This is a genomic window from Rhodovulum tesquicola (genome assembly GCF_024128855.1).
GTDB classification, from domain to species: Bacteria; Pseudomonadota; Alphaproteobacteria; order Rhodobacterales; family Rhodobacteraceae; genus Rhodovulum; species Rhodovulum tesquicola.
This window is the reverse complement of the sequence record NZ_JAMYDV010000002.1, coordinates 53434-76538: the sequence shown is the minus strand read 5'-3', so window position 1 is coordinate 76538 and position 23105 is coordinate 53434. Positions and strand designations below refer to the sequence as shown.

The following is a 23105-nucleotide window of genomic DNA, read 5'->3' as shown; positions in this document are numbered from 1 at the left end:
GCGCCCGCAAGGGCGCGTCCCCCTACCCGACGGCGACGCTCGCCGCACTTTCGGGCAGTTCCTCGTCGAACAGCCGCTGGTAGAACTCGGCCACCGTGGCGCGTTCCAGCTCGTCGCACTTGTTCAGGAAGGTCAGCCGGAACGCATAGCCCACATTGCGGAAGATCTCGGCATTCTGCGCCCAGGCGATCACCGTGCGCGGACTCATCACCGTGGACAGATCGCCATTCATGAAGGCCGTGCGCGTCAGGTCGGCCACCGTCACCATATGGCCGATGGTCTTGCGGCCCTTGTCGGTGTTGTAATGCGGGCACTTGCCCAGCACGATCGCGCATTCGGCGTCATGGGAAAGGTAGTTCAGCGTGGCGACCAGCGACCAGCGGTCCATCTGGCCCTGGTTGATCTGCTGGGTGCCGTGATAAAGCCCCGTGGTGTCGCCCAGGCCCACCGTGTTCGCGGTCGCGAACAGCCGGAAAAAGGGATGCGGCGTGATCACCTCGTTCTGGTCCAGCAGCGTCAGCTTGCCGTCCGCCTCCAGCACCCGCTGGATCACGAACATCACGTCGGCGCGGCCGGCATCGTATTCGTCGAAGACGATCGCGCAGGCATTGCGCAGCGCCCAGGGCAGGATGCCTTCCTGGAACTCGGTCACCTGCTTGCCGTCGCGCAGCTTGATCGCGTCCTTGCCGATCAGGTCGATCCGGCTGATATGGCTGTCGAGATTGACCCGCACGCAGGGCCAGTTCAGCCGCGCGGCGACCTGTTCGATATGGGTGGACTTGCCGGTGCCGTGATAGCCCTGGATCATCACGCGGCGGTTATGGGCAAAGCCCGCCAGGATCGCCAGCGTCGTGTCCGGGTCGAACTTGTAGGTCGGGTCGATGTCGGGCACGCGATCCGTGCGCTCCTCGAACCCCTTCACCACCATGTCGGTGTCGATCCCGAAGACCTCGCGCACCGAGATCTCCTCGGTCGGTTTGACTAGGCTCATGATGCTCGATCCGTCCAGCTCGCTTTCCTCGCGACGTAGTGGAACATATCGCCCGGGCGCGCAAGGGGAAGGGCGGGATCCCACGCGACCGGGGCGCATGCGATGCAACCGTTTGTCAATCTTTTCAAGGCATCTTGTGGCCGAGACGAACTGTCCGGGTGACGCCCCAGCGAATATGGGTCACGGTCGGGCGCGCCGCTCCGACGGTTCCAGGGAACGTATCGCCGATACGCGAGTGTCGTGGTTGTCAGTTCCATCGGCGATCGCCGCATGTGCGCCCGAGGCCGGGACGCACTTGCGGACCCCGCCCGCCGCTGCGGTGGCGGGCGGGGCTTCTTCGCCCGAGCCGCAACGCCCCATGGACCCGCCCTGCCCGGACCCCGCGCGCCCCATGCGCCCTCGCCGCGGCCCCACCCGGCATCCTCCGCGCGGGACGCTTTTCCCCCGCCGCCCCGGCCCGTGCGGGCCGATGACGGACCGATGGCAGGCGGCCGCGGCGACGAATCCGTCACCTCCGCCCCGGCACCGGCCGGGACCGGTCCCGGGGGTCCACCCCGGTCCCGCCCGGCAGGGCGCCTACCGATCGTTGTGCCCGGCGACACGGATTCCGTTCCGGGTTGAGATTATCCGCATTGGCGCAGGGTGGATCCCGCTTTTCCGCCCCTTTCGGCAACGCGGCGCGCGTTCTGCTTTCGCCTGCCGCCGGTCTCGCCTAGGGTGCCCGCCGTCGCCCGCAGAGCAAGGAGTTGCCGGATGCCCCTTCCCGCCGAAGCCGTGACCGTGTTGGGAAACATCCTGGGCAACCGGATCAGCCTTTCGCGATCCGATCTGGACCTGCACGGCCGCAGCGAAGCGTGGTTTCCGCCAACCCCGCCCGAGGCGGTGGTCTATCCCGAAACGACCGAGGAAGTCGCCGCGATCGTGCGGGCCTGCGCCGCGCATGGCTGCCCGCTGACCGCCTGGGGCGCGGGCAGCTCGCTGGAGGGCCACGCGCTGGCGGTCAAGGGCGGCATCAGCGTCGATTTCACCCGGATGAACCGGGTGCTGAAGGTGAACCCCGGGGACATGGACGCGGTGGTCCAGCCCGGGGTCACGCGCGAGGCGCTGAATGTCGAGCTGCGCGCCACGGGGCTGTTCTTCCCGGTCGATCCGGGCGCGAACGCGACGCTGGGCGGCATGGCCTCGACGCGCGCCTCGGGCACGACCGCCGTGCGCTATGGCACGATGCGCGAGAACGTGCTGGGGCTGCAGGTGGTGCTGGCCGACGGGCGGGTCATCCGCACCGGCACGCGGGCGCGCAAATCGGCGGCGGGCTATGACCTCACGGGGCTGTTCGTGGGGGCCGAGGGCACGCTGGGCCTGATGACCGAGCTGACGGTGAAGCTCTACGGCCAGCCCGAGGCGATCTCGGCCGCGGTCTGCGCCTTCGACGCGATCGGGCCCGCGGTCGAGACGGTGATCCAGACCATCCAGTCGGGCATCCCGATGGCCCGGATCGAATTCGTCGATGCCGCGACGGCGGCGGCCGTCAACGCCTATGCGGGCGCCAGCTTCCCCGAAAAGCCGCATCTGATGGTGGAGTTCCACGGCTCGACCGCGGGCGTCGCCGAACAGGCGCAAGGTTTCGGCGAGATCGTGGCCGACAATGGCGGCTCGGGCTTCGCCTGGTCGTCGCTGCCCGAGGAACGCAACGCGCTCTGGACCATGCGGCACAACGCCTATTACGCCTGCCTCGCCTCGCGTCCCGGCGCGACGGCGCTGGTGACCGACATCTGCGTGCCGATCTCGCGGCTGGCCGAGGCGGTCGAGGAGACCCGCGCCGACATCGCCGCCTCGCATGTGCCGGGGCCGATCCTGGGCCATGTGGGCGACGGCAATTTCCACGCGATCCTGCTGGTCGATCCGCGCAACGCGGTCGAACTGGCCGAGGCCAGGCGGCTTGCGCACCAGATGGTCGAGCGCGCGCTGCGGCTGGGCGGCACGATCTCGGGCGAGCACGGGATCGGCATGGGCAAGCTCGGCCACATGGCCGCCGCGCATGGCGAGGCCTGGGAGGTGATGGGCGAGATCAAGCGCGCGCTCGACCCCGCGGGGCTGATGAACCCGGGCAAGATGCTGCGCCAGGGCTGAGGCCGTTCCGAGCCGGACCCGCACCGGCGACCCCTCCCGCCCCCGGCCTGCGCGGGGCTTGCGCCCCGCTTGTCCGGCGTTGGGCCGGGCGCACCCGCCAGGGCGGGCGCGCGCGCGCTCCGCGCGGGGGTATTTGAACCAAAAAGAAGCCCGGGCCGCGTGCCCCTACCCGGCCAGCAAGGCACGGGCGGCGGCGCGGGCCTCGTCGGTGATCGTGTCGCCCGAGAGCATGCGCGCGATCTCGTCCACCCGGGCCGGGGCGTCGAGCGGGGTGACCGAGGACAGCGTGCTGCCATGCGCAACGCGCTTTTCCACGCGCCAGTGATGGCCGGCGCGTGCCGCGACCTGGGGCGAATGGGTGACGACCAGCACCTGCGCGCTGCGGCTGAGCTCGGCGAGGCGGCGGCCCACCGCATCCGCCGTGGCGCCGCCCACGCCGCGGTCGATCTCGTCGAAGATCAGCGTGAGCGGGCTGGAGCCCTGCGCGAGGCAGACCTTGAGCGCGAGCAGGAAGCGCGACAGCTCGCCGCCCGAGGCGATCTTGTCCAGCGGACCGGCCGGCGCGCCGGGATTGGTGGCGACCGTGAAGCTGACCAGGTCGATGCCTTCGGGGCCGGGCTCGGCGCGGGTGATGGCGGTGGCGAAGCTGGCGCGGTCGAGTTTCAGCGGCGGCAATTCGGCGGCCATGGCGGCATCGAGCCTGCGGGACGCGGCATGGCGGGCCGCGCTCAGCGCGGCGGCGGCGGCATCATAGGCGGCTCCGGCCGCATCGCGCGCCTTTTCCAGCGCCGCAAGGTCATGCGCGCCCGCATCCAGCGCGGCGAGCCGGGCGCGCAGCCCGTCGGCGAAACCGCCCAGATCGTCGGGCAGCACCGAATGCTTGCGCGCCGCCGCACGGATCGCGAACAGCCGTTCCTCGGTGGCGTCCAGCGCGCCGGGGTCGAACTCGAGCGCCTCGAGGCAGGTTTCCACCCCCTGCCCGGCCTCGCCCAGTTCGATCAGCGCGCGCGACAGCGCCGCGATCGCCCCGTCCAGCCGCCCCTCGGCGCGGTCGGCCACGCCGTCGAGCCAGCGCAGCGCGTCGCCCATCCGCCCCTCGGCGCCCTCGCCCGGCCCCAGCGCGGCCAGGGCGCGGGCGATATCCTCGCGGATGCGGTCCGCCGCCTGCATGGCGCGGCGGCGCGCGTCAAGATCTGCCTCTTCGCCGGGCAGGGGGGAAAGCGCGTCAAGCTCGGCGACGGCATGGCGCAGGTACTCCTCCTCGGCGCGCAACGCGGCCAGCCCCGCCTCGGCCTCGGCCAGCGCGCGCTCGGCGCGGGCCTTCGCCGACCAGGCGGCGCGCAGCGCCTCGACCTCGGGCTCCAGCCCGCCAAAGGCATCCAGCAGCGCGCGATGGCCGCGCGGGTTCAGAAGGCCGCGGTCATCCTGCTGGCCATGCAGTTCCACCAGCGCGTCGGACAGCGCGCGCAGCACCTCGCCCCCGGCGCGGCGGTCATTGACCCAGGCGGTCTTGCGCCCGTCCACGCTGTTGACGCGGCGCAGGATCAACTCGTCCCCGCCGGGCAGCCCGGCCTCGTCCAGCACCGCGCGCGCGGCATGGCCGGGCGGCAGGTCGAACACCGCCACCACCTCGCCCTGGCTGGCGCCTGCGCGCACCAGATCGGCCCGGCCGCGCCAGCCCAGCACGAAGCCCAGCGCATCCAGCAGGATCGACTTGCCCGCCCCAGTTTCCCCGGTCAGCACGTTCAGACCGGGCCGGAACGCAAGCTCCAGCCGGTCGATGATCAGCACATCCCGGATGTCGAGACTGCGCAGCATCGCCACCCCCCTCGACCGGTCAGATCAGAGCCATTCGCCCTTGATCATCTGGCGATAAACCGTCCGCAGGAAGCCGGTGCCGATCGGATCGGGCTCCAGCCCCCTGCCCTTGAGCAGCTTGTAGGCATCGGCATACCAATCGGTGCCCTGGAAATTGTGGCCGAGGATCGCGCCTGCGGTCTGCGCCTCGGCATCGAGGCCCAGCGCAAGATAGGCCTCGACCAGCCGCAGCAGCGCCTCGGGCGTGTGGGTGGTGGTCTGGAAATCCTCGACCACGACGCGGAACCGGTTGATCGCGGCGGTGTGGTGGCCGCGTTTCAGATAGTAGCGCCCGACCTCCATCTCCTTGCCCGCCAGATGGTCGAAGGCCAGGTCGAATTTCAGGATCGACGAGCGGGCATATTCGGTGTCGGGATAGCGCTCGATCACCGTGCGCAGCGCCTGCAACGCCTGGAAGGTCAGGCCCTGGTCGCGCCCGACAAGGTCGATCTGGTCGTAATAGGACAGCGCCAGCAGGTATTGCGCATAGGCGGCGTCGTCATCGGCCGGGTAGAAGTCGATATAGCGCTGCGCGGCGGTGCGGGCGTCCTCGTAGTCGCGCGCGCGGTGATGGGCATAGGCCTGCATGATCAGCGCGCGCTTGGCCCATTCGGAATAGGGGTAAAGCCGCTCGACCTCGCCATAAAGGCGGGCCGCTTCCTGGGGCTTGCGGTTGGTCTCCAACTCGACCTCCGCCTTCTGGTAGATCTGTTCGGCGGTGAAGGTCTCCAGCGGCTGCTCGCGCCGCGACCCGATCGCCCCGCAGGAGGCCGTCAGCGCAAGGAGAACGACCGCCCCCACTGCCCGGATGCGTATGCTGCGCTTCGCCATCTGCCCGCTACCCCGTCCTCGGATCGTCCGACCACCGTTCATGCGCGTTCGCCGCGCGCGATTATGCGGCTGTCCTAGCACAGATAATCGGGAGGCAAAACGCCTTTGGGGCGGAAAAAAGCGCGCCTCAGGCGACCGCGCGCAGGTCGGCCGCCTCAAGGCAGGCCCCCGGCAGCCGGGCGGCCTCGGCCGGCGAACAGGTCACCAGCCGGAACGCACCGGGACGGGCAAAGAGCGCGCGAAGCAGCCGGTTGGTCAGCGCGTGCCCGGCCCGTTCGCCGCGATAGCGGCCAAGGATCGGCGCAGCCGCCAGCGCCAGGTCGCCCAGCGCGTCCAGCATCTTGTGGCGCACCGCCTCGTCGGCATGGCGGAAACCGCCGGGGCTGAGCACCCGGTCGCCCTCGACCACGACGGCATTCTTCAGCGAACCGCCCAGCGCCAGACCCGCCGCGCGCATCGCCTCGACATCGGCATTGCGGCAGAAGGTGCGGCTGTCGCTCAACTCGCGCAGGAAGGCGCCGTTGGCCATGCTCAGCCGCTTGGCCTGATGGCCGATGGCGCGGTCGGCAAAGTCGATCTCGAAATCGATCTCCAGCGTGTCGGCGGGCGACAGGCTGGCCCGCGCATCGCCCTCGCTCACCTCGACCGGTTCGAGGATGCGCAGCGCGCGCACCGGCGCGGACAGGCGGCGCAACCCGCGCGACAGGAAACCCTCGACAAAGGGCTGGGCCGATCCGTCCATCACCGGCACTTCGGGGCCGTCGATCTCGATCAGCGCGTTATGGATGCCGCAGCCCGCCAGCGCGGCCATCAGATGTTCGACCGTCGACACCTCGGCCCGGCCATTGGCCAGCTTGGTGCACAGCCGCGAGGGCACGACCGCGTCCCAGCGCGCGGGGATCAGCGCGTCGGGGCCGTCCAGATCGGTGCGGCGGAACCAGATGCCGTATTCGGCCGAGGCCGGATGCACGCTCATGCGAACGGCGCGGCCCGTATGCAGGCCAATGCCAGAAAAGGTGATCGGGGATTTCAGCGTCGTCTGCACGGTGCCACCTGCTCATGTTCTTTGCGGACTTCGACCGGTCCATGTCATCAGAGTTAGGCCCGCGACGTTTTCGACACAATTCAAACTTTGCAACCGTGTGAAACATCCCGCCCGCACCGATCGGCGCCGCAGGATCGGGCTGCAACCTCAGGATTTTCCGCTTCTTTCGGGGAATCGCAGCGGCGCCGACACGGCCCGCGCCCCGCACGGGATCACGCATCGACCGCGCGGGATCACGCATCGACCGCGCGGGACGCCATTTCGTGACGGGCCGGACATGCGAAAGGGGCCGGTTTCCCGGCCCCTCGCGCCATGCTTGCGGCGATGACGCCCGCTCAGTTCGCCTGACGGCGCAGGAAGGCGGGGATCTCGATGCGTTCCTGTTCGGGATCCAGCTCTTCCTCGTCGCGATGGTTCAGCGCAGGCCCGCGGCCATAGACCGGGGGCTGATGGCGCACGCTCGGGGCATGCCCGCGCTCGGACGCGCCGGGACCATGGCCGGACATGCGGTTGATCAGATCGCCGATGCCGAACCGGCCCCGGCCTTCCTCGGCCTGCGGCTGGGGCGCGGCGCGCTGGGCGGTCACCGGGGCGCCGCCCTGACGGGGCGCCGCCTTGCCGACGGCATCGCGCAACCGTTCGAGACGCGCCATCGCCTCGGGCGTCGGCTGACCGGGCGCGCGCGGACGCGGCGCGACAAAGGCGGCCTCGGCCTCGGGCTCGATCTCTTCGGCAGGCTGGTAGGCCGGCGGCGGAACATCGTCCGGCGCGGCATCCACGGGCGCCTGGGCCGCAGCCGCCGCGGCGGCCGGGTCGAACCCCTCGAACAGCGAGGGCTCCTGCGCGGGGGCCTGCGCCGCGACGGGGCGGGTCACCGCCGGTTCCGCAGCTTTCGGCGCGGGTGCCGCAGCGGGTGCCGCCGCCGCCGCGGGCCGGTGCAGAGGCTCGCTCATCGGGCGGCGCGGAACCGGCATTTCGGCAGGTTTCTCGGCCGCGTCGATGCCCGTGGCGACCACCGACACCCGCATCATGCCCTCCATCGCCGGATCCAGCGTCGAGCCGACGATGATGTTGGCGTCCGGGTCCACCACGTCGCGGATGCGGTTCGCGGCCTCGTCCAGTTCGAACAGCGTCAGGTCATACCCGCCGGTGATGTTGATCAGCACGCCCTTGGCGCCGTTCAGGCTGACCTCGTCCAGCAGCGGGTTGGCGATCGCCTTCTCCGCGGCCTGGATCGCGCGTTCCTCGCCGCTGGCCTCGCCGGTGCCCATCATCGCCTTGCCCATCTCGTCCATCACCGAGCGCACATCGGCGAAATCGAGATTGATCAGACCCGGCCGCACCATCAGGTCGGTCACGCCCTTGACGCCCTGGTAGAGAACGTCATCGGCCATCGAGAACGCCTCGGTAAAGGTGGTCTTCTCGTTGGCCAGGCGGAACAGGTTCTGGTTCGGGATGATGATCAGTGTATCGACCACCTTCTGAAGCGCCTCCACGCCTTCCTCGGCCTGGCGCATCCGCTTGGCGCCCTCGAACTGGAACGGCTTGGTCACCACGCCCACCGTCAGGACGCCCAGTTCGCGCGCCGCCTGCGCGATGATCGGGGCCGCCCCGGTGCCGGTGCCGCCGCCCATTCCGGCGGTGATGAAGCACATATGCGCCCCGGCCAGGTGATCGACGATCTGCTCGATGGATTCCTCGGCCGCGGCCGCGCCGACCTGGGGCCGCGCGCCTGCGCCCAGACCCTCGGTCACCCGGACCCCCATCTGGATGCGCTGCGGCGCGTTCGACTGCTTGAGGGCCTGCGCGTCGGTATTCGCCACCACGAACTCGACGCCCTCAAGGCATTTCTCGATCATGTTGTTGACGGCGTTTCCGCCTGCGCCACCGACACCGAAGACCGTGATCCGGGGCTTCAGCTCGTCTTGCTCGGGCATGGATAGGTTCAAAGCCATTGGTTTTTCCGCCTGCTGTCTTTTCTAGTGCCCCGCCGGGCGTTTTCCCCTAAATCTTGCGTTATCCTACGCAAGGGCTCACAGATCGTCACCAAAAAAACACGGTTCCCACACAAAATGTGCAACCGTCTTGCGGTTGATACGCGGGATTTCGCCTATCGTGCCACATGTTGCGGTTACCAGTTCTCCTTGAACCACCTGACCGCCCGCTTCAACGAGCGCGCCGGGTAGCGTTCTGCGGGAATGTCGAAATCCCACCATTCGTCCTGAGGATGCGCCGCGAACAGGCACAAGCCCACCGAGGCCGCGAATCCCGGCCCCGTGGCCGATTGCGGCAGGCCCTGGATGCGCAGCGGCCGGCCGAAACGCACCTGCTGGCCCAGGATGCGCGCCGCCAGCCCGTCGAGGCCCGGGATCTGGCTGCCTGCCCCCGTCAGCACGATCTGGCGCGAGGGCAGATGATCGAACCCCGCCACATCCAGCCGGACGCGCACCTCTTCCAGGATCTCCTCGACCCGCGGGCGCATGATGCCGATCAGTTCCGTCCGGCTGATCCGCCGCGTGTCGCGCTCGTAATCGCCGCTGTCGCCGCCCAGGTCGATCATCTCGCGATCGTCCACCCCGGTCGCGACCACGCCGCCATGCAGCGTCTTGATCCGCTCGGCCGTGGCGACCGGCACATGCAGGCCCTTGGAAATGTCCGAGGTCACATGCTCGCCGCCCATGCGCACGCTGTCGGCATAGATCATGTGCTTCTTGATGAAGATCGACAGCCCCGTGGCCCCGCCGCCCATGTCGATGCAGGCAGCCCCCAGTTCCTGTTCGTCCTCGACCAGCGCCGACAGGCCCGCGGCATAGGCCGAACTGGCCAGCCCCGCCAGTTCCAGGTCGCAGCGCTTGACGCATTGCACAAGGTTCTGGATCGCGCCCGCATCCACGCTGAGAAGATGCATGTCGCAGGCCAGCCGGTTGCCGGTCTGCCCGCGCGGATCGACCAGCCCCGACCGATGGTCCAGCGCGAAATTCACCGGCTGGGCATGCAGCACCTCGCGCCCCGGGCCGATATCGGGCATCTCGCAGGCCGACAGCACGCGCGCGATATCGGCCTCGGTCGCCATGCTGTCGGCAAGCTCCACCTGCCCGTCCAGCCCGTAGGAGCGCGGCTCGGCCCCCGAGAAGCTGGCGATCACATGATCCACCCGCACCTGCGCCATCTTCTGCGCGGCCTGAACGGCGGTGCGGATCGCGCGCTCGGCCTCGTGCATGCCGTGGATCTCGCCGAAACGCACCCCGCGCGAACGTGTCGTCGCCGCGCCGATCACCCGGAACCGCGACTGGCCGGCCAGCGCGCCGATCTGCTCGACGCCGCCCACCGGCCGGATGCCGTCAAAGCGCAGCACGAGGCAGGCGATCTTGGAACTGCCCACATCCAGGATCGCGATCACGCCCCGGTCCATCGCCTGCTTGCGCATCCGCCGCATCGCCCGCTGCGCCTGGTAGAGATCGGTCATCCGTTGGTCGCTCCTGCCCCTGATCTTCTGATCTTCCTGAATTCCTCGACCGCGTCCGGCGCCAGCCGCACCGTCGGCCGCCCCGGATTGCGCAGATCGACCACCGCGATGTCGCGCCCCAGCATGTCGGTCACGCCGTCCAGCGCGATCACCCGCTCCAGCGCCGCCACCGCGTCCTGCCCGGGCAAGAGGATGCGCTGGTTGCGGTCCAGCACAACGTCCCAGCGCCGTTCGCCCACCCGCACCAGCCCGCGCAGCCGTTCCTCGATCGGCGCGGCGGCCGCGACCAGCGCCAGCGCCTCGGGCACCGCACGCTGCGCGCCCTCGCCCGCGATCAGCGGCAGATCGGCACGCAGGCTGCGCGTCTCGATCGGCGCGACCCGGTTGCCCTGCGCGTCCAGCAATTCCAGCCCCGCGGCGCCGCGCCAGACAACCGCCGGAACCCGCTCGACCACCTTCAGATCCAGCACGCCACCCGGGCGCACCCGCAACTCGGCGGTCTCGACGGCATCCAGCGCCTCGACCGTCCGGCGCATCTGCTGCAAGTCCAGATCGAAGGAGGATACCGGGAAGTCGAGCGGCAATGTCTCGCGTATCTCGGCGTCGATCAGGGCAGAGGCGCCCTCGACCGCCATCAGCTTGACCATGAATTCGGGCCGCGTCTCGACCTGGCGGCGAATGTCGGCGATCTGCCCCGCGACCTCCGCCCGCCGGTCGGCATCGCCAAACCACAGCGCCGGGATCGCCAGCACCGCGGCCAGCGGCAGCCCGCGCAGCACCGCAAGCCGGAACAGCGGCGTCAGCCACAGCCGCTGCATCCGGTAGGTCAACCGCGAGGGCGCCGGATCGCGCGGCGGCAGGATCACCGCGCACATGAGGCATCCTCCACGATCCAGCGGCAGAGCGCGCCGAACGGTATCCCGCAATGACGCGCCTGTTCGGGGCTCAGCGAGGTGGGCGTCATGCCGGGTTGCGTGTTGGTCTCCAGCAGGATCAGCCCGTCCAGCCCGCGCGCCTCGTCCCAGCGGAAATCCGTGCGGCTCAGGCCCCGGCAGCCCAGCGCGCGATGGGCGCGCAGCGCGTAATCCAGACAGGCGTCGAACACCTCGCCGGGCAATTCGGCCGGGACGACATGGCGCGAGCCGCCCGTCACGTATTTCGCGTGATAATCATACCAGCCGTCGGTCAGGATATCGGTCACGCTCAGCGCCCGGTCGCCCATGACGGTCACGGTCAGTTCCCGGCCCGGCGCATAGGCTTCGACCATGACCAGATCGGGCATGTCCTCGCCCATCCGCAGCGGCGTGTTCGCATCGGCCTGCACGATATGGATGCCGACCGAGGATCCCTCGTTGTTGGGCTTGACGACATAGGGCGGCGGCAGGATGTGGCGCGCGGCGACCTCGGCCTTCTGCGCGATCACGCTGTCCACCACCGGCAGGCCCGCGGCGCGATAGACCTCCTTGGTCCGCTGCTTGTCCATCGCCAGCGCCGAGGCCAGAACGCCCGAATGGGTATAGGGCAGGCCCAGCCATTCCAGCAGGCCCTGCACGCAGCCATCCTCGCCCCAGCGGCCATGCAGCGCGTTGAACACGACATCGGGGGCACACTCGGCCAGACGCGCGGGCAGATCCTGCCCTGCGTCGATCTCGACGACGTCGAAGCCTTCCCCACGCAGCGCCACGGCACATTCATGCCCCGAGGACAGCGACACCTCGCGCTCGGCCGAGGGGCCACCCATCACTACCGCCACGCGGAGGGCTGTCCTGCTCGACCTGCCCGCCACCTTTGCCTCAATTCCGGGGCGTCTGTCGGCCCCGTTCGCCTATTCGTTGTCAGGGGCCGGTTCACCGACCCTCATGATTTCCCACTCTAACTGTATTCCGGCATTTTGAAAAACCCTTTTTCGGACCTCCTCGCCCAGCCCTTCCAGGTCCGCCGCACTTGCCCCCCCGGCATTGAGCAGGAAGTTCGAATGCTTCTCCGACATCTGCGCACCGCCGCGCCGCGCACCGCGCATCCCCGCCGCGTCGATCAGCGTCCAGGCCTTCAGCTCGTGGCTGTCATCCGCCCGCCCCGTGGAACTGAACCCCGCCGGGTTGCGAAAGGTGGACCCCGCGCTGCGCTCCTTCGTGGGCTGGCTCGCGTCGCGTTTCGCGATCTGACCGGCCATCGCCGCCTCCAGCGCGTCAGGATCGCCCGGCGGTCCCTCGAATGTGGCCTCGATCAGCACCCAGCCTTCGGGCAGGTCGGTCTGGCGATAGCGAAAGCCCAGATCGGCCGCGCCCAGCGTCACGATCCGGCCATCCCGCGTCACCGCCCGGGCCGAGACGAAGACATCGGCCACATAGCGCCCGTAGCAGCCCGCATTCATCCGCACCGCGCCCCCCACGGCGCCAGGAATGGTGCGCAGGAACGTCAGGTCCACGCCTGCCTCCGCCGCACGCCGCGCCACATGGGCATCCAGCGCCGCCGCCCCGGCAGTGACGCGCGCCCCCTGAACCGTGATCGCGTTGAACGCGCGACCCAGCCGGATCACCACGCCGCGGATCCCGCCATCACGCACGATCAGGTTCGAGCCCACCCCCATCGGAAACACCGGCACATCGGCAGGCAAGGCGGCGAGGAAGGCGGCCAGATCCTCGGCATCCGCAGGCTGGAACAGCCAGTCCGCCGGCCCGCCCACGCGCAGCCAGGTCAGATCGGCCAGCGGCCGGTCCGGTGTCAGGGTGCCGCGCGCGGCGGGCATCGGGGTCATCTGTCGCGTCCGATCCATGCGCCGACGGCATAAAGCAGCCCCGAAAGCACCGCAACGCCTGCCCAGGGGCCGATCACCGACATCGGCGCAACCGGACCGCCCGCGCCGCGGGCCAGCGCCGCCCAGGTCAGCCAGACGAAGACCGAATAGCCCCCGATCAGCGCCAGGAATTCGGGCAGGGCCCGGCGCAGCCCGTGCGACAGCGCGGCATAGACCACGATCGGACCCGCCGCCCAACCGGCAAAGACCAGCAATAGGGTCATTCCTCGCGCTGGCCGCGGCGCAAGGGCCGCGCGAGCCAGCGCAGCAGGTAAAGCGTGGGCCAGCGCAGCACCGACACCCCCGCCGCCATCGCCACCATGCCCAGCATCGGGCCGTTCTGATAGGTGACATAACCCAGCAGCGGGATGCCCAGCGCGATCAGCCCATAGGCCGCGGGCCAGTGATACCGCTGGGGCAGCATCCCCAGCCCGGCCGCGACAACGACCCACAGACAGGCCAGGATCAGCGAAACGGTCATGGCGTGGCCTCCTTCTCCGCGCGACGGATGTCCCCCGCCCCGCTCATGCCAGCCCCCCAAGCGACAGCACCAGCGCCGCAAGCGCCCCGCCCAGACCCGCCCAGGGCACCCAGGCGGGCACCCGGAACGGCGCCTCGGGCGCGCGGCGCTTGAGCACGATCAGCGACAGGTTCACCACCGCGAACACCAGCAGCAGCACGACCGAAGTCGCCCCCGCAAGGGCCGCGACCGGCAGCACTAGCGCCGCGACCAGCACCGCGCCACCCACGACAAGCGTCGCCAGAACCGGCGTGCCGAACCGCGGATGGGCATGGTGAAAGGCCGCCAGCCGCGCCTCGCGCCGACCCAGCCCGAACAGCACGCGGGCGGCCATCACCACCTGCGCCAGCACCCCGTTCAGCGCCGCCGCCCCCGCGATCAGCGACAGGAACGCCGCCGACCCGCCCGTGCCCCGCTCCCACACCAGCGCCAGCGGGCGCTCGCTCGCGGCCAGGTCGGCCACGGGCACGGCGCGCAGGGTCACGATGGACACGACCGCATAGACCAGCGTCGTGATCGCCAGCGCCAGCAGGATCGCGCGCGGCAATGTGCGGGCGGGGTCGGCGACCTCCTCGGCCATGTTCACCATGTCCTCGAACCCGATGAAGGCGAAGAAGGCCAGCACCGTGGCCAGCCCCAGCCCCGCCAGCGGCAAGGGGCCCGGCCGGATCCAGTCCTCCACCGGCGCGGCCAGGACCCCGGCATAGACCACCAGCCCCAGCCCGATCAGTTCCACCACCGTCAGCACCGCGGCCAGCACCAGGCTTTCCAGAACCCCCAGCACCGCCACCAGCACCAGCCCGCCCCCCAGCGCCAGCATAAGCGGCGCGAAAGGCAGGCCAAGCACCGCCACCAGATAGCCCGTGCCGCCGCGCAGCACCGCCGCGGCCGAGATCGTGCCCGCCAGCACGATGGCCAGCCCCACCGCCACCGCCAGCCCGTGCAGCCCCAGCGCCTGCTCGACATAGGACGCCTCGCCCGCGGCTTCGGGAATGCGCGCCGAGAGTTCCGCATAGGACAGCGCCGCAGGGGCTGCGACCAGCGCCGCCAGCAGGAAGGCCAGCGGCGTCCACACCCCCACCACACCCGCAATCGCGCCGACAAGCACATAAATGCCCGCCCCCACGATCACCCCCACCCCGTAAGCCGTCAGAAGGCCAAGGCCGATGCGCCGCTTGAGAGCCTCGGCCATCGCCTCCTAGCCCCCCAACCGTTTCGGCAGCCCGTTCGCCCAGGCGCTGATCGTGCCGGCGCCCAGGCACACCACCATGTCGCCCGGACCGGCCTCGGCGCGGACCATGCGTTCCAGATCGTCCTCGCACAGGATCGCGTGGGCGTGGCGGTGGCCGTGGCGGATCAGGCCCGCCACCAGGTCGTCGCGGCTGATGCCGGGGATCGGGTCCTCGCCCGCGGCATAGACTTCGGCGATGCCCACCACATCGGCATCGTTGAAACAGGTGCAGAACTCCTCGAACAGCGAATGCAGCCGCGAGTAGCGGTGCGGCTGGTGCACCGCGATCACGCGCCCCGTGGTGGCCTGCCGCGCGGCCTTCAGCACGGCGGCGATCTCCACCGGATGGTGGCCGTAATCGTCGATGATGGTGACGCCGCCGACCTCTCCGACCTTGGTAAACCGGCGGTTCACGCCGCGGAAGCCCGCCAGCGCCGAGCGGATCTCGTCGCCCTTCATGCCGAGGTGGCGGGCCACGGCAACGGCCGCCAGGGCGTTGGACACGTTGTGATCCCCCGGCATCGGCAGGGTGCAGCCCTCGATCAGGACATCCTCGGCCTGCAACGCGATGTCGAACTGCGCCACGCCCGCCTTGTAGCTCAGGTTCACCGCGCGCACATCGGCCTGCGCGTTGAAGCCGAAGGTCACCACCCGGCGGTCGGTGACGCGGCCGACCAGCGCCTGCACCTCCGGGTGATCGGTGCAGCAGACCGCCAGCCCGTAGAACGGGATGTTCGAGACGAAATCGTGAAAGCCCTGCCGCAGCCGGTCGAAATCGCCCCAATGCTCCATATGCTCGGGGTCGATATTGGTGACGATCGCGATGGTGGCGGGCAGCCGGGTAAAGGTGCCGTCGCTTTCGTCGGCCTCCACGACCATCCATTCGCCCGCCCCCAGCCGCGCGTTCGAGCCATAGGCATGGATGATGCCGCCATTGATGACGGTCGGATCCAGCCCGCCCGCATCCAGCAGCGTGGCGACCATGGTGGTGGTGGTGGTCTTGCCATGCGTGCCCGCCACCGCGACATTCGATTTCAGCCGCATCAGTTCGGCCAGCATGTCGGCCCGGCGCACCACCGGCAGACCCTTCAGGCGGGCGGCGTCCAACTCCGGATTGCCCGGCTTGATCGCCGAGGACACCACCACGACCGCCGCACCGCCCAGATTCTCGGCGCGCTGGCCCTCGAAGATGGTGGCACCCATCGCCCTCAGCCGGTCGGTGATCTTCGAGCCCTTCAGATCCGAGCCCTGCACCCGGTAGCCCAGGTTCAGCAGCACCTCGGCAATGCCCGACATGCCGATCCCGCCGATGCCCACGAAATGGATCGGCCCCACATCGGTCGGAAGCTTGGTCGCCGCGTTCATCCAGTCCTGTCCCGTCACAAGGTTCATGCTATCGCCCTTCTCCGCCCAGCGCCTCGACGATCTCGACCAGCCGATCGGCCGCATCGGGCCGTCCGCAGGACAGCGCGGCATGGGCCATGCGCATGGCCCCTTCGGGTTGGTCGAGAACCGTGGCGATTTGCGTCGACAATGCGGCAGGGTCAAGGGCGGATTCGGGGATCAGGATCGCCGCCCCCGCCTCGACCAGCCCGCGGGCATTCGCGGTCTGGTGATCGCCCGTCGCGTAAGGGTAAGGGATCAGGATCGACGGCCGCCCGATCACGGAAATGTCGGCAATCGACGAGGCACCCGCCCGGCTGATGACAAGCTGCGCCTCGGCCAGACGCGCGGGGATGTCCTCGAAGAAGGGCCGCACGTCAGCCTCGATCCCGGCCTCGGCATAGGCCAGTTCGACCCGCGCAAGATCCTCCTCGCGGGCCTGGTGGGACACGCGGACATGGCGGCGCATCCGCTCGGGCAGGGCCGCGACGGCGGCGGGCACGTTGTCCGACAGCGCCCGCGCGCCCTGACTGCCACCGATGGCGACGATGCTCATCGGGTAATCGCCCGGCGGGATATAGGGCGCACCCGCGCGTTCCATCACCGCGGCGCGCACCGGGTTGCCGACATGCCAGCCCTCGACGCCCTCGGGCAGGTCGGTGGGCCAGATGCCGCAGCCGATGGCATGCACGCGCTTCGCGTAAAGCTGGTTCACCTGCCCCAGCACGCCGTTCTGCTCGTGGATCATCCGCGGCAGTTTCAGCACGATTGCGGCCGTCAGCGCCGGGAAGGACGGATAGCCGCCAAAGCCCGCCACCACCGCCGGACGGTCGCGCAGCATGCTCACCAGCGCCGCCAGCACGCCCACGCCCAGCCGGAAGGGCGCCGCGATCCGCTCGACCAGCCCGCCGCGCGCCAGGCTGTCGGCGGCCACGCGCAGGATCTCGACCTGCCGCGGGAAGCCGCCCGCATAGCGCGCGCCGCGCGCATCGGTCGACAGCTTCACCCGCCAGCCGCGGGCCAGCATCGCCTCGGCCAGCGCCTGCGCCGGGAACATGTGCCCGCCGGTGCCGCCCGCGGCGATGACCAGAAGCGGCGCGCTCATGCCAGCCCCCGGCGGCGCAGGATGTCGCCGATCTCGCCCTGCGGCCGGCTGCGCGTCAGCGCCAGCAGCATGCCCACCATGATCCCCATGGCGATCAGCGACGAGCCGCCATAGCTGACAAAGGGCAGCGTCATGCCCTTGGCGGGCAGGAGCTTCACCGCCACGCCCATGTTGATCAGCGCCTGCACGCCGAAGGTGCAGGCCAGCCCCGTGCCCGCGATCCGGATGAAACTGTCACGCTCGCGCATCAGCCGGAACAGCGAGCGCACGACGATCACCGCGTAAAGCGCGATGATCGCGGCCACCAGAACCAGCCCGTATTCCTCGGCCGCCACCGCAATGATGAAATCGGTATGCGCATCGGGCAGCGACCATTTCACCTGCCCCTCGCCCACGCCCACGCCGAAGAACCCGCCCTCCTGGATCGCGTTCACCGCATAGCCAAGCTGGGTGCGCGGGTCGATCTCGGGCGACAGGAAGCCGTCGATGCGGCGGGCGAAATGCTCGGACCCCTGATAGGCCAGCGTGCCGCCCGCGACCACCGCACCCGCCACGGCGACCAGCAGCAGGAACGGCGCGCCCGCCACGAAATACATCACCCCCCAGGAAAACAGGATCAGCGCCGCCTGCCCGAAATCGGGCTGGAAGGCCAGGAACAGCACCACCACCAGCGTCACGCCCAGCGACATCATGCGTCCCGGCGGGCCGTTCAGTTCCTGCGCCGCGGCCAGCATCCAGGCGGCCAGAACGATGAAACCGGGCTTCAGGAATTCCGAGGGCTGCACGCTGGCAAAGCCCAGCGAATACCACCGCACCGCCCCCTTGCCGAAATCCGTGCCCAGGACCGGCAGCAAGGCCAGCGCCAGGAACGCGCCCAGAAAGCCGATCACGCCCAGCCTGCGCACCATGTCCGGCGACATCATCGAGACAAGCATCATCGCGCCCAGCGCCAGCACTCCGAACAGCATCTGCCGCTCGACATAGTGGAAGGCGTCCAGCCCGTGCTTGGCCGCCAGCGGCGGCGAGGCGGCCAGCCCCAGCAACAGCCCGACCCCGAACAGCACCAGGATGCAGGAGATCGCCCATCTGTCGACCGTTCGCCACCAACGCGGCAAGACCGGTTCGCCCGCGCGAATGGGCGCGGTCCCGTAGACCATTTCCGTCATGGGCGTGCTGCCTCGACTGCCTCTGTTCTTGCCCGTTTTCCGGGTCTGGGAGCGAGTGTAGCGCCAAAACGGGCCTGACGCCAGTCTGCAAAGGTTACCGGCCCGCGACCGCCCCGGATCCGGGCAATCGGGACTCCAATCGGGAACAAAACGTGAATATACTCCCGACTCGCCATGTTCGCCGAACTTTCCGCCAGCTCCAACTTCACCTTCCTGACCGGCGCCTCGCATCCCGAGGAGCATATGCAGCGTGCCGCGATTCTGGGCATCGCGGCGCTGGCCATCGCCGACGAGAACTCGGTCGCGGGGCTGGTGCGGGCGCATGTCGCGGCGCGCGAGATCGCGCGCGAGGTGGCGCTGGTGCAGGCGGCCGCGCCGATCGGCCCGCCCTGCCCCGCCCATCTGCCCCGCCCGCCCTCGGCCCCGATCCATACCGTGCCGCGCCTGCTGCCCGCCGCGCGGCTGGTGCTGACCGACGGGCTGGCCGCGACCGTCCTGCCGCGCGACCGTGCCGCCTGGGGACGGCTCTGCCGGATGCTCTCCATCGGCAGGCTGCGGGCGGCAAAGGGCGGCTGCACGCTGACGCTTGACGACCTGCTGGACTGGGGCGACGGCCTCGAAATCCTGCTCCACCCGCCACAGGCCCCGACCTCCCGGCGCGGCGCGGGCGAATGGCGGCCACAGGCGCAGCGGCTGACGCGCCGCTTCCCCGGACAGGTGTCGCTCCTGATGGCGCCCGCCTATGACGGGCAGGACGCCGCTCGCTTCGACCGGCTCGCCTCCCTCGCGCGCGCGACCGGCCTGCCCGCCATCGCCTCGGCCGCCCCGCTGATGCATCACGGCCGCCGCCGTCGGCTGGCCGATGTGCTGACCGCGATCCGCACCAGCACCCGCGTCGACGCGCTCGGCCATGCAGCGCTTGCCAATGCCGAACAGCGCCTGCGCAGCGGGCCCGAGATGCTGCGCCTCTTCGCCGGTCACGAAGCCGCCGTGCACCGCACCGCCGAGATCGCCGCGCGCTGCACCTTCTCGCTGGACGAGCTGCGCTACGAATACCCGTCCGAAGGCGCGCAGGGCGAAACCGCCGCCGCGCGGCTCGCCCGCCTCGCCCGCGAAGGCCTGGCCCGCCGCTACCCGGACGGCGCCTCCGACCGGGTGCAGGCCATGCTCGCCCATGAACTCGCGCTGATCGCGAAACTGCGCTACGAACCCTATTTCCTCACCGTCCACGACATCGTCGATTTCGCCCGGTCCCGCGGCATCCTCTGCCAGGGCCGCGGCTCGGCCGCCAATTCGGTGGTCTGCTATGCCCTGGGCATCACCTCCGTCTCCCCCGAGATCGGCACCATGGTCTTCGAGCGTTTCGTCTCCGAGGCCCGGGGCGAGCCCCCCGATATCGACGTCGATTTCGAACATGAGCGCCGCGAGGAGGTGATCCAGCACATCTATGACCGCTACGGCCGCCACCGCGCCGGGCTCTGCGCCACCGTCATCCACTACCGCGGCAAGCGCGCCGTGCGCGAGGTGGGCCGCGCCATGGGCCTGTCCGAAGACACGCTGGCCGCCATGTCCAGCCAGGTCTGGGGCTGGGGCTCGGGCGCCATCGAGGACCACCGCCTGCGCGAGATCGGCCTCGACCCCGCCGACCCGCGCCTGCGCCGCACGCTCGACCTGATCGCGGAAATCCAGGGCTTCCCCCGCCATCTCAGCCAGCATGTCGGCGGCTTCGTCATCACCGAAGGCCGGCTCGACGAACTGGTGCCGGTCGAGAATGCCGCGATGGAGGGGCGCACCCTGATCTGCTGGGACAAGGACGATATCGACGCGCTGGGCATCCTCAAGGTCGACATCCTCGCGCTGGGCATGCTGACCTGCATCCGCAAGGCGTTCGAGCTGATCGAGCGCCAGCATGGCCACCGGCTCGACCTCGCCACCCTCCCGCCCGAGGATCCGGCGACCTACGACATGCTCTGCCGCGCCGATTCGCTGGGCGTCTTCCAGGTCGAAAGCCGGGCGCAGATGAATTTCCTGCCCCGGATGCGGCCGCGCTGCTTCTACGACCTCGTGATCCAGGTCGCGATCATCCGCCCGGGACCGATCCAGGGCGACATGGTCCACCCCTATCTCAGGCGCCGCAATGGCGAGGAGCAGGTGCGCTTCCCCTCCGACGCGCTGGGCGCGGTGCTGGCCAAGACGCTGGGCGTGCCGCTCTTCCAGGAACAGGCGATGCAGATCGCCATCACCGGCGCGGGCTTTTCACCCGACGAGGCCGACCGCCTGCGCCGGTCGCTCGCCACCTTCAACAAGCACGGCAATGTCTCCGAATTCCGCGACCGCTTCCTCAGGGGCATGGCGCGCAACGGCCATGACCGCGCCTTCGCCGAACGCTGCTTTTCCCAGATCGAGGGCTTCGGCTCCTACGGCTTCCCCGAAAGCCACGCCGCCAGCTTCGCGCTGCTGGTCTACGCCTCGGCCTGGCTCAAGCGCCACCACCCCGCGATCTTCGCCTGCGCGCTGCTGAACGCCCAGCCCATGGGCTTCTACGCCCCCGCCCAGATCCTGCGCGACGCCCGCGAACACGGGGTCGAGATCCGCCCGGTCTGCATCAATGCCAGCCAATGGGACAACGGCGTGGAATCCGACGACCGGGGCGGGCTCTGCCTGCGGCTGGGCTTCCGCCAGATCAAGGCGATCCCCGAGGAAGAGGCCGCCTGGATCGTCGCGGCCCGCGGCAACGGCTATGCATGCGTCGAGGATGTCTGGCGCCGCGCCGGCCTGCCCCCCGCGCTGGTCGCCGCCCTGGCCGAGGCCGACGCCTTCGCCGGGCTGGGGATCGACCGCCGCGCCGCGCTCTGGGCCGCGCGCGCGCTGTCCGGCCCGAAACCGCTGCCGCTCTTTCCAGGCGATCTCGACGGCGAGGGCATCGCCGAACCGCCCGTCACCCTGCCCGCCATGAGCGAAGCCGAAGAGGTGGTCGAGGATTACCTCGCGCTGCGCTTCACCCTGCGCCGCCATCCGGTGGCCCTGATCCGCGACCGCCTGACCCCCGGCGTCGCGCCGTGACGCACCCTGCCTCCGGCGGGGATATTTAAGGCCAGAAGAAGCAACGAAACATTAACCTTGATGCGCCAGTCTGACAGGGCGGTACAGGCGGGGACGCCGATGACCGCGCCAGGAGAAGACCCCCTGTCCCCCCTTCCCGTTCCCCCCCGTGGAAGGCCCGGACAGGGGGTCCACCCTGTCCTTCTTCCGGCTGTAAATATCCTCGCCGAAGGCAGCCGACGCAGTCGGCTTCCCGGGCGGGCTCAGCGCAGCCGGTTCAGCAGATCGAGGCTTGCATAGCCGTCCGGGATCAGGCCCGCGGACCGCTGGAAGGCGCGCACCGCCGCGATGGTGTTCGGCCCGATCCGGCCGTCGATCCCTCTGGTGTCAAAGCCCGCCCGCGTCAGCCGCTCCTGCAATTCCTGCCGCTCGGCAAAGACCAGCGCCCGGTCCTCGCGCGGCCATTCGGACTGGAACGGCCCGCCGCCCGCGATCCGGTCGGCCAGATGCCCCACCCCGATCACATAGGCATCCGCCGTGTTGTAGCGCTCGATCACCGCGAAATTGTCGAAGATCATGAAGGCCGCACCGCGCGCCCCCGCGGGCAGCAGGATCGAGGCGCGCCCGTGATCGGGCACCGCCCGCCCGGCCATGTCGCGCACGCCCAGCGCCGCCCAGTCCGAGGGCATCCGCATCTCGCTGCGCGCGGCAAGCTGGTAGTCGAACCCGCCGGGCAGCCGCACCTCGACGCCCCAGGGCTGGCCCGCCTTCCAGCCGAACCGCGCCAGATAGGCCGCGGTCGAGGCCAGCGCATCGGAGGGATCCTCCGACCAGATGTCGCGCCGCCCGTCGCCGGTGAAATCCACCGCATAGGCCAGATACGAGGTCGGGATGAACTGGGTGTGCCCCATCGCCCCGGCCCAGCTTCCGGTCATGCTCCGCGCATCCGTGTCGCCCGATTGCACGATCTTCAGCGCCGCGACCAGCTGCTCCTCGAAGAATGCGCCGCGCCGCCCGTCATAGGCCAATGTTGCCAGCGCCTCGATGATCGGCGTGGTGCCGCGGAACGTGCCATAGGCGCTTTCCAGCCCCCAGATCGCGACCACCACCTCCTTGTCGACGCCAAAGCGCGCCTCGATCCGGTCCAGCAGGGCGCGGTGACGCGAAAGCGCCTCGCGCCCGTTGGCCACCCGCGTTTCCGAGGCCGCGCTGTCGAGATAGTCCCAGATCGTCTTGGTGAATTCCGACTGGTTGCGGTCGCGCCCGATCACATCGGCATTGTAGCCCACCCCCCGGAAGGCCCGGTCGAAGACCGCCGGCGCGATGCCCTGGGACAGCGCGCGGCCGCGAAAGCCCTCGATCCAGCGCTGGAACCCGATATGCGCCGTCGAATGCTGCGCCTGGTCCATTGCGGCCTCCCTCGTGACGGTGGCGCGGAGCGCGGGGCGCGCGCTTTCGGCCAGGTCGGCCAGCGCGGGGCGCGGCGTCGGGCGCGGCGAGGTTTCCAGCGCCTGGGCCGGGGCGGTCATGCTCATGGCGCA

Annotated in this window: 18 protein-coding genes; 2 read left to right on the top strand and 16 right to left on the bottom strand. The window is 70.0% G+C overall.

Annotation, left to right across the window (positions count from 1 at the left end):
- Window positions 1–22: 22 nt before the first annotated feature.
- Window positions 23–991 carry a cobaltochelatase subunit CobS gene (gene cobS / locus NHN26_RS02875; RefSeq protein WP_132695016.1) on the bottom strand — a complete coding sequence of 323 codons (969 nt, stop codon included), beginning with the start codon at window positions 989–991 and terminating at the stop codon, window positions 23–25.
- Between the two features lie 753 nt (window positions 992–1744).
- Between cobS and NHN26_RS02870 the strand changes: the two genes are divergently transcribed.
- Window positions 1745–3121, top strand: a complete 1377-nt coding sequence (locus tag NHN26_RS02870; RefSeq protein WP_253088021.1) for an FAD-binding oxidoreductase — start codon at window positions 1745–1747, stop codon at window positions 3119–3121.
- 165 nt (window positions 3122–3286) lie between these two features.
- Here NHN26_RS02870 and recN read toward each other — a convergent pair whose 3' ends face one another.
- From recN to ftsW, 14 genes are all read right to left on the bottom strand, one after another.
- Complete coding sequence (gene recN / locus NHN26_RS02865) at window positions 3287–4939, bottom strand: DNA repair protein RecN (RefSeq protein WP_253088020.1); 1653 nt, start codon at window positions 4937–4939, stop codon at window positions 3287–3289.
- A 24-nt stretch (window positions 4940–4963) separates the two neighbouring features.
- The gene (locus NHN26_RS02860; RefSeq protein WP_132695021.1) at window positions 4964–5809 is read right to left on the bottom strand and encodes an outer membrane protein assembly factor BamD; all 846 of its coding nucleotides are present in this window, start codon (window positions 5807–5809) and stop codon (window positions 4964–4966) included.
- Between the two features lie 127 nt (window positions 5810–5936).
- Entirely contained in the window at window positions 5937–6854 is a 918-nt protein-coding gene (gene lpxC, locus NHN26_RS02855) for a UDP-3-O-acyl-N-acetylglucosamine deacetylase (RefSeq protein WP_253088019.1), read from the bottom strand.
- A gap of 335 nt (window positions 6855–7189) precedes the next feature.
- On the bottom strand, window positions 7190–8809 hold the full coding sequence (gene ftsZ, locus NHN26_RS02850) for a cell division protein FtsZ (RefSeq protein ID WP_253088018.1): 1620 nt from the start codon (window positions 8807–8809) through the stop codon (window positions 7190–7192).
- A gap of 176 nt (window positions 8810–8985) precedes the next feature.
- Window positions 8986–10320, bottom strand: coding sequence for a cell division protein FtsA (gene ftsA / locus NHN26_RS02845; RefSeq protein ID WP_253088017.1), 1335 nt, complete (start codon window positions 10318–10320; stop codon window positions 8986–8988).
- Window positions 10317–11195, bottom strand: a complete 879-nt coding sequence (locus NHN26_RS02840; protein ID WP_253088016.1) for a cell division protein FtsQ/DivIB — start codon at window positions 11193–11195, stop codon at window positions 10317–10319. Before NHN26_RS02840 ends, ftsA begins: the two co-directional genes overlap by 4 nt.
- On the bottom strand, window positions 11183–12061 hold the full coding sequence (locus NHN26_RS02835) for a D-alanine--D-alanine ligase (protein WP_253088242.1): 879 nt from the start codon (window positions 12059–12061) through the stop codon (window positions 11183–11185). The genes NHN26_RS02840 and NHN26_RS02835 overlap by 13 nt, the downstream gene beginning before the upstream one ends.
- Before the next feature lie 84 nt (window positions 12062–12145).
- Window positions 12146–13078 carry a UDP-N-acetylmuramate dehydrogenase gene (murB, locus tag NHN26_RS02830; RefSeq protein ID WP_253088015.1) on the bottom strand — a complete coding sequence of 311 codons (933 nt, stop codon included), beginning with the start codon at window positions 13076–13078 and terminating at the stop codon, window positions 12146–12148.
- Window positions 13075–13341, bottom strand: a complete 267-nt coding sequence (locus tag NHN26_RS02825) for a hypothetical protein (protein ID WP_253088014.1) — start codon at window positions 13339–13341, stop codon at window positions 13075–13077. The genes murB and NHN26_RS02825 overlap by 4 nt, the downstream gene beginning before the upstream one ends.
- Window positions 13338–13598: a DUF2484 family protein gene (locus NHN26_RS02820; protein ID WP_132695033.1), complete on the bottom strand. Its 261-nt coding sequence runs from the start codon at window positions 13596–13598 to the stop codon at window positions 13338–13340. The genes NHN26_RS02825 and NHN26_RS02820 overlap by 4 nt, the downstream gene beginning before the upstream one ends.
- Before the next feature lie 43 nt (window positions 13599–13641).
- A complete protein-coding gene (locus tag NHN26_RS02815) occupies window positions 13642–14829 on the bottom strand; it encodes an APC family permease (RefSeq protein ID WP_253088013.1) in 1188 nt (395 codons plus the stop codon).
- 6 nt (window positions 14830–14835) lie between these two features.
- The gene (gene murC, locus NHN26_RS02810) at window positions 14836–16233 is read right to left on the bottom strand and encodes a UDP-N-acetylmuramate--L-alanine ligase (RefSeq protein WP_253088241.1); all 1398 of its coding nucleotides are present in this window, start codon (window positions 16231–16233) and stop codon (window positions 14836–14838) included.
- A gap of 28 nt (window positions 16234–16261) precedes the next feature.
- The gene (locus tag NHN26_RS02805) at window positions 16262–17356 is read right to left on the bottom strand and encodes a UDP-N-acetylglucosamine--N-acetylmuramyl-(pentapeptide) pyrophosphoryl-undecaprenol N-acetylglucosamine transferase (RefSeq protein ID WP_253088012.1); all 1095 of its coding nucleotides are present in this window, start codon (window positions 17354–17356) and stop codon (window positions 16262–16264) included.
- Complete coding sequence (gene ftsW, locus NHN26_RS02800) at window positions 17353–18522, bottom strand: putative lipid II flippase FtsW (RefSeq protein ID WP_253088011.1); 1170 nt, start codon at window positions 18520–18522, stop codon at window positions 17353–17355. Before ftsW ends, NHN26_RS02805 begins: the two co-directional genes overlap by 4 nt.
- 174 nt (window positions 18523–18696) lie before the next feature.
- Between ftsW and NHN26_RS02795 the strand changes: the two genes are divergently transcribed.
- Complete coding sequence (locus NHN26_RS02795; protein ID WP_253088010.1) at window positions 18697–21585, top strand: error-prone DNA polymerase; 2889 nt, start codon at window positions 18697–18699, stop codon at window positions 21583–21585.
- 242 nt (window positions 21586–21827) lie between these two features.
- On the opposite strand, the gene NHN26_RS02790 is transcribed toward NHN26_RS02795, so the two are convergent.
- Complete coding sequence (locus NHN26_RS02790) at window positions 21828–23099, bottom strand: lytic murein transglycosylase (protein WP_253088009.1); 1272 nt, start codon at window positions 23097–23099, stop codon at window positions 21828–21830.
- Window positions 23100–23105: the final 6 nt, after the last annotated feature.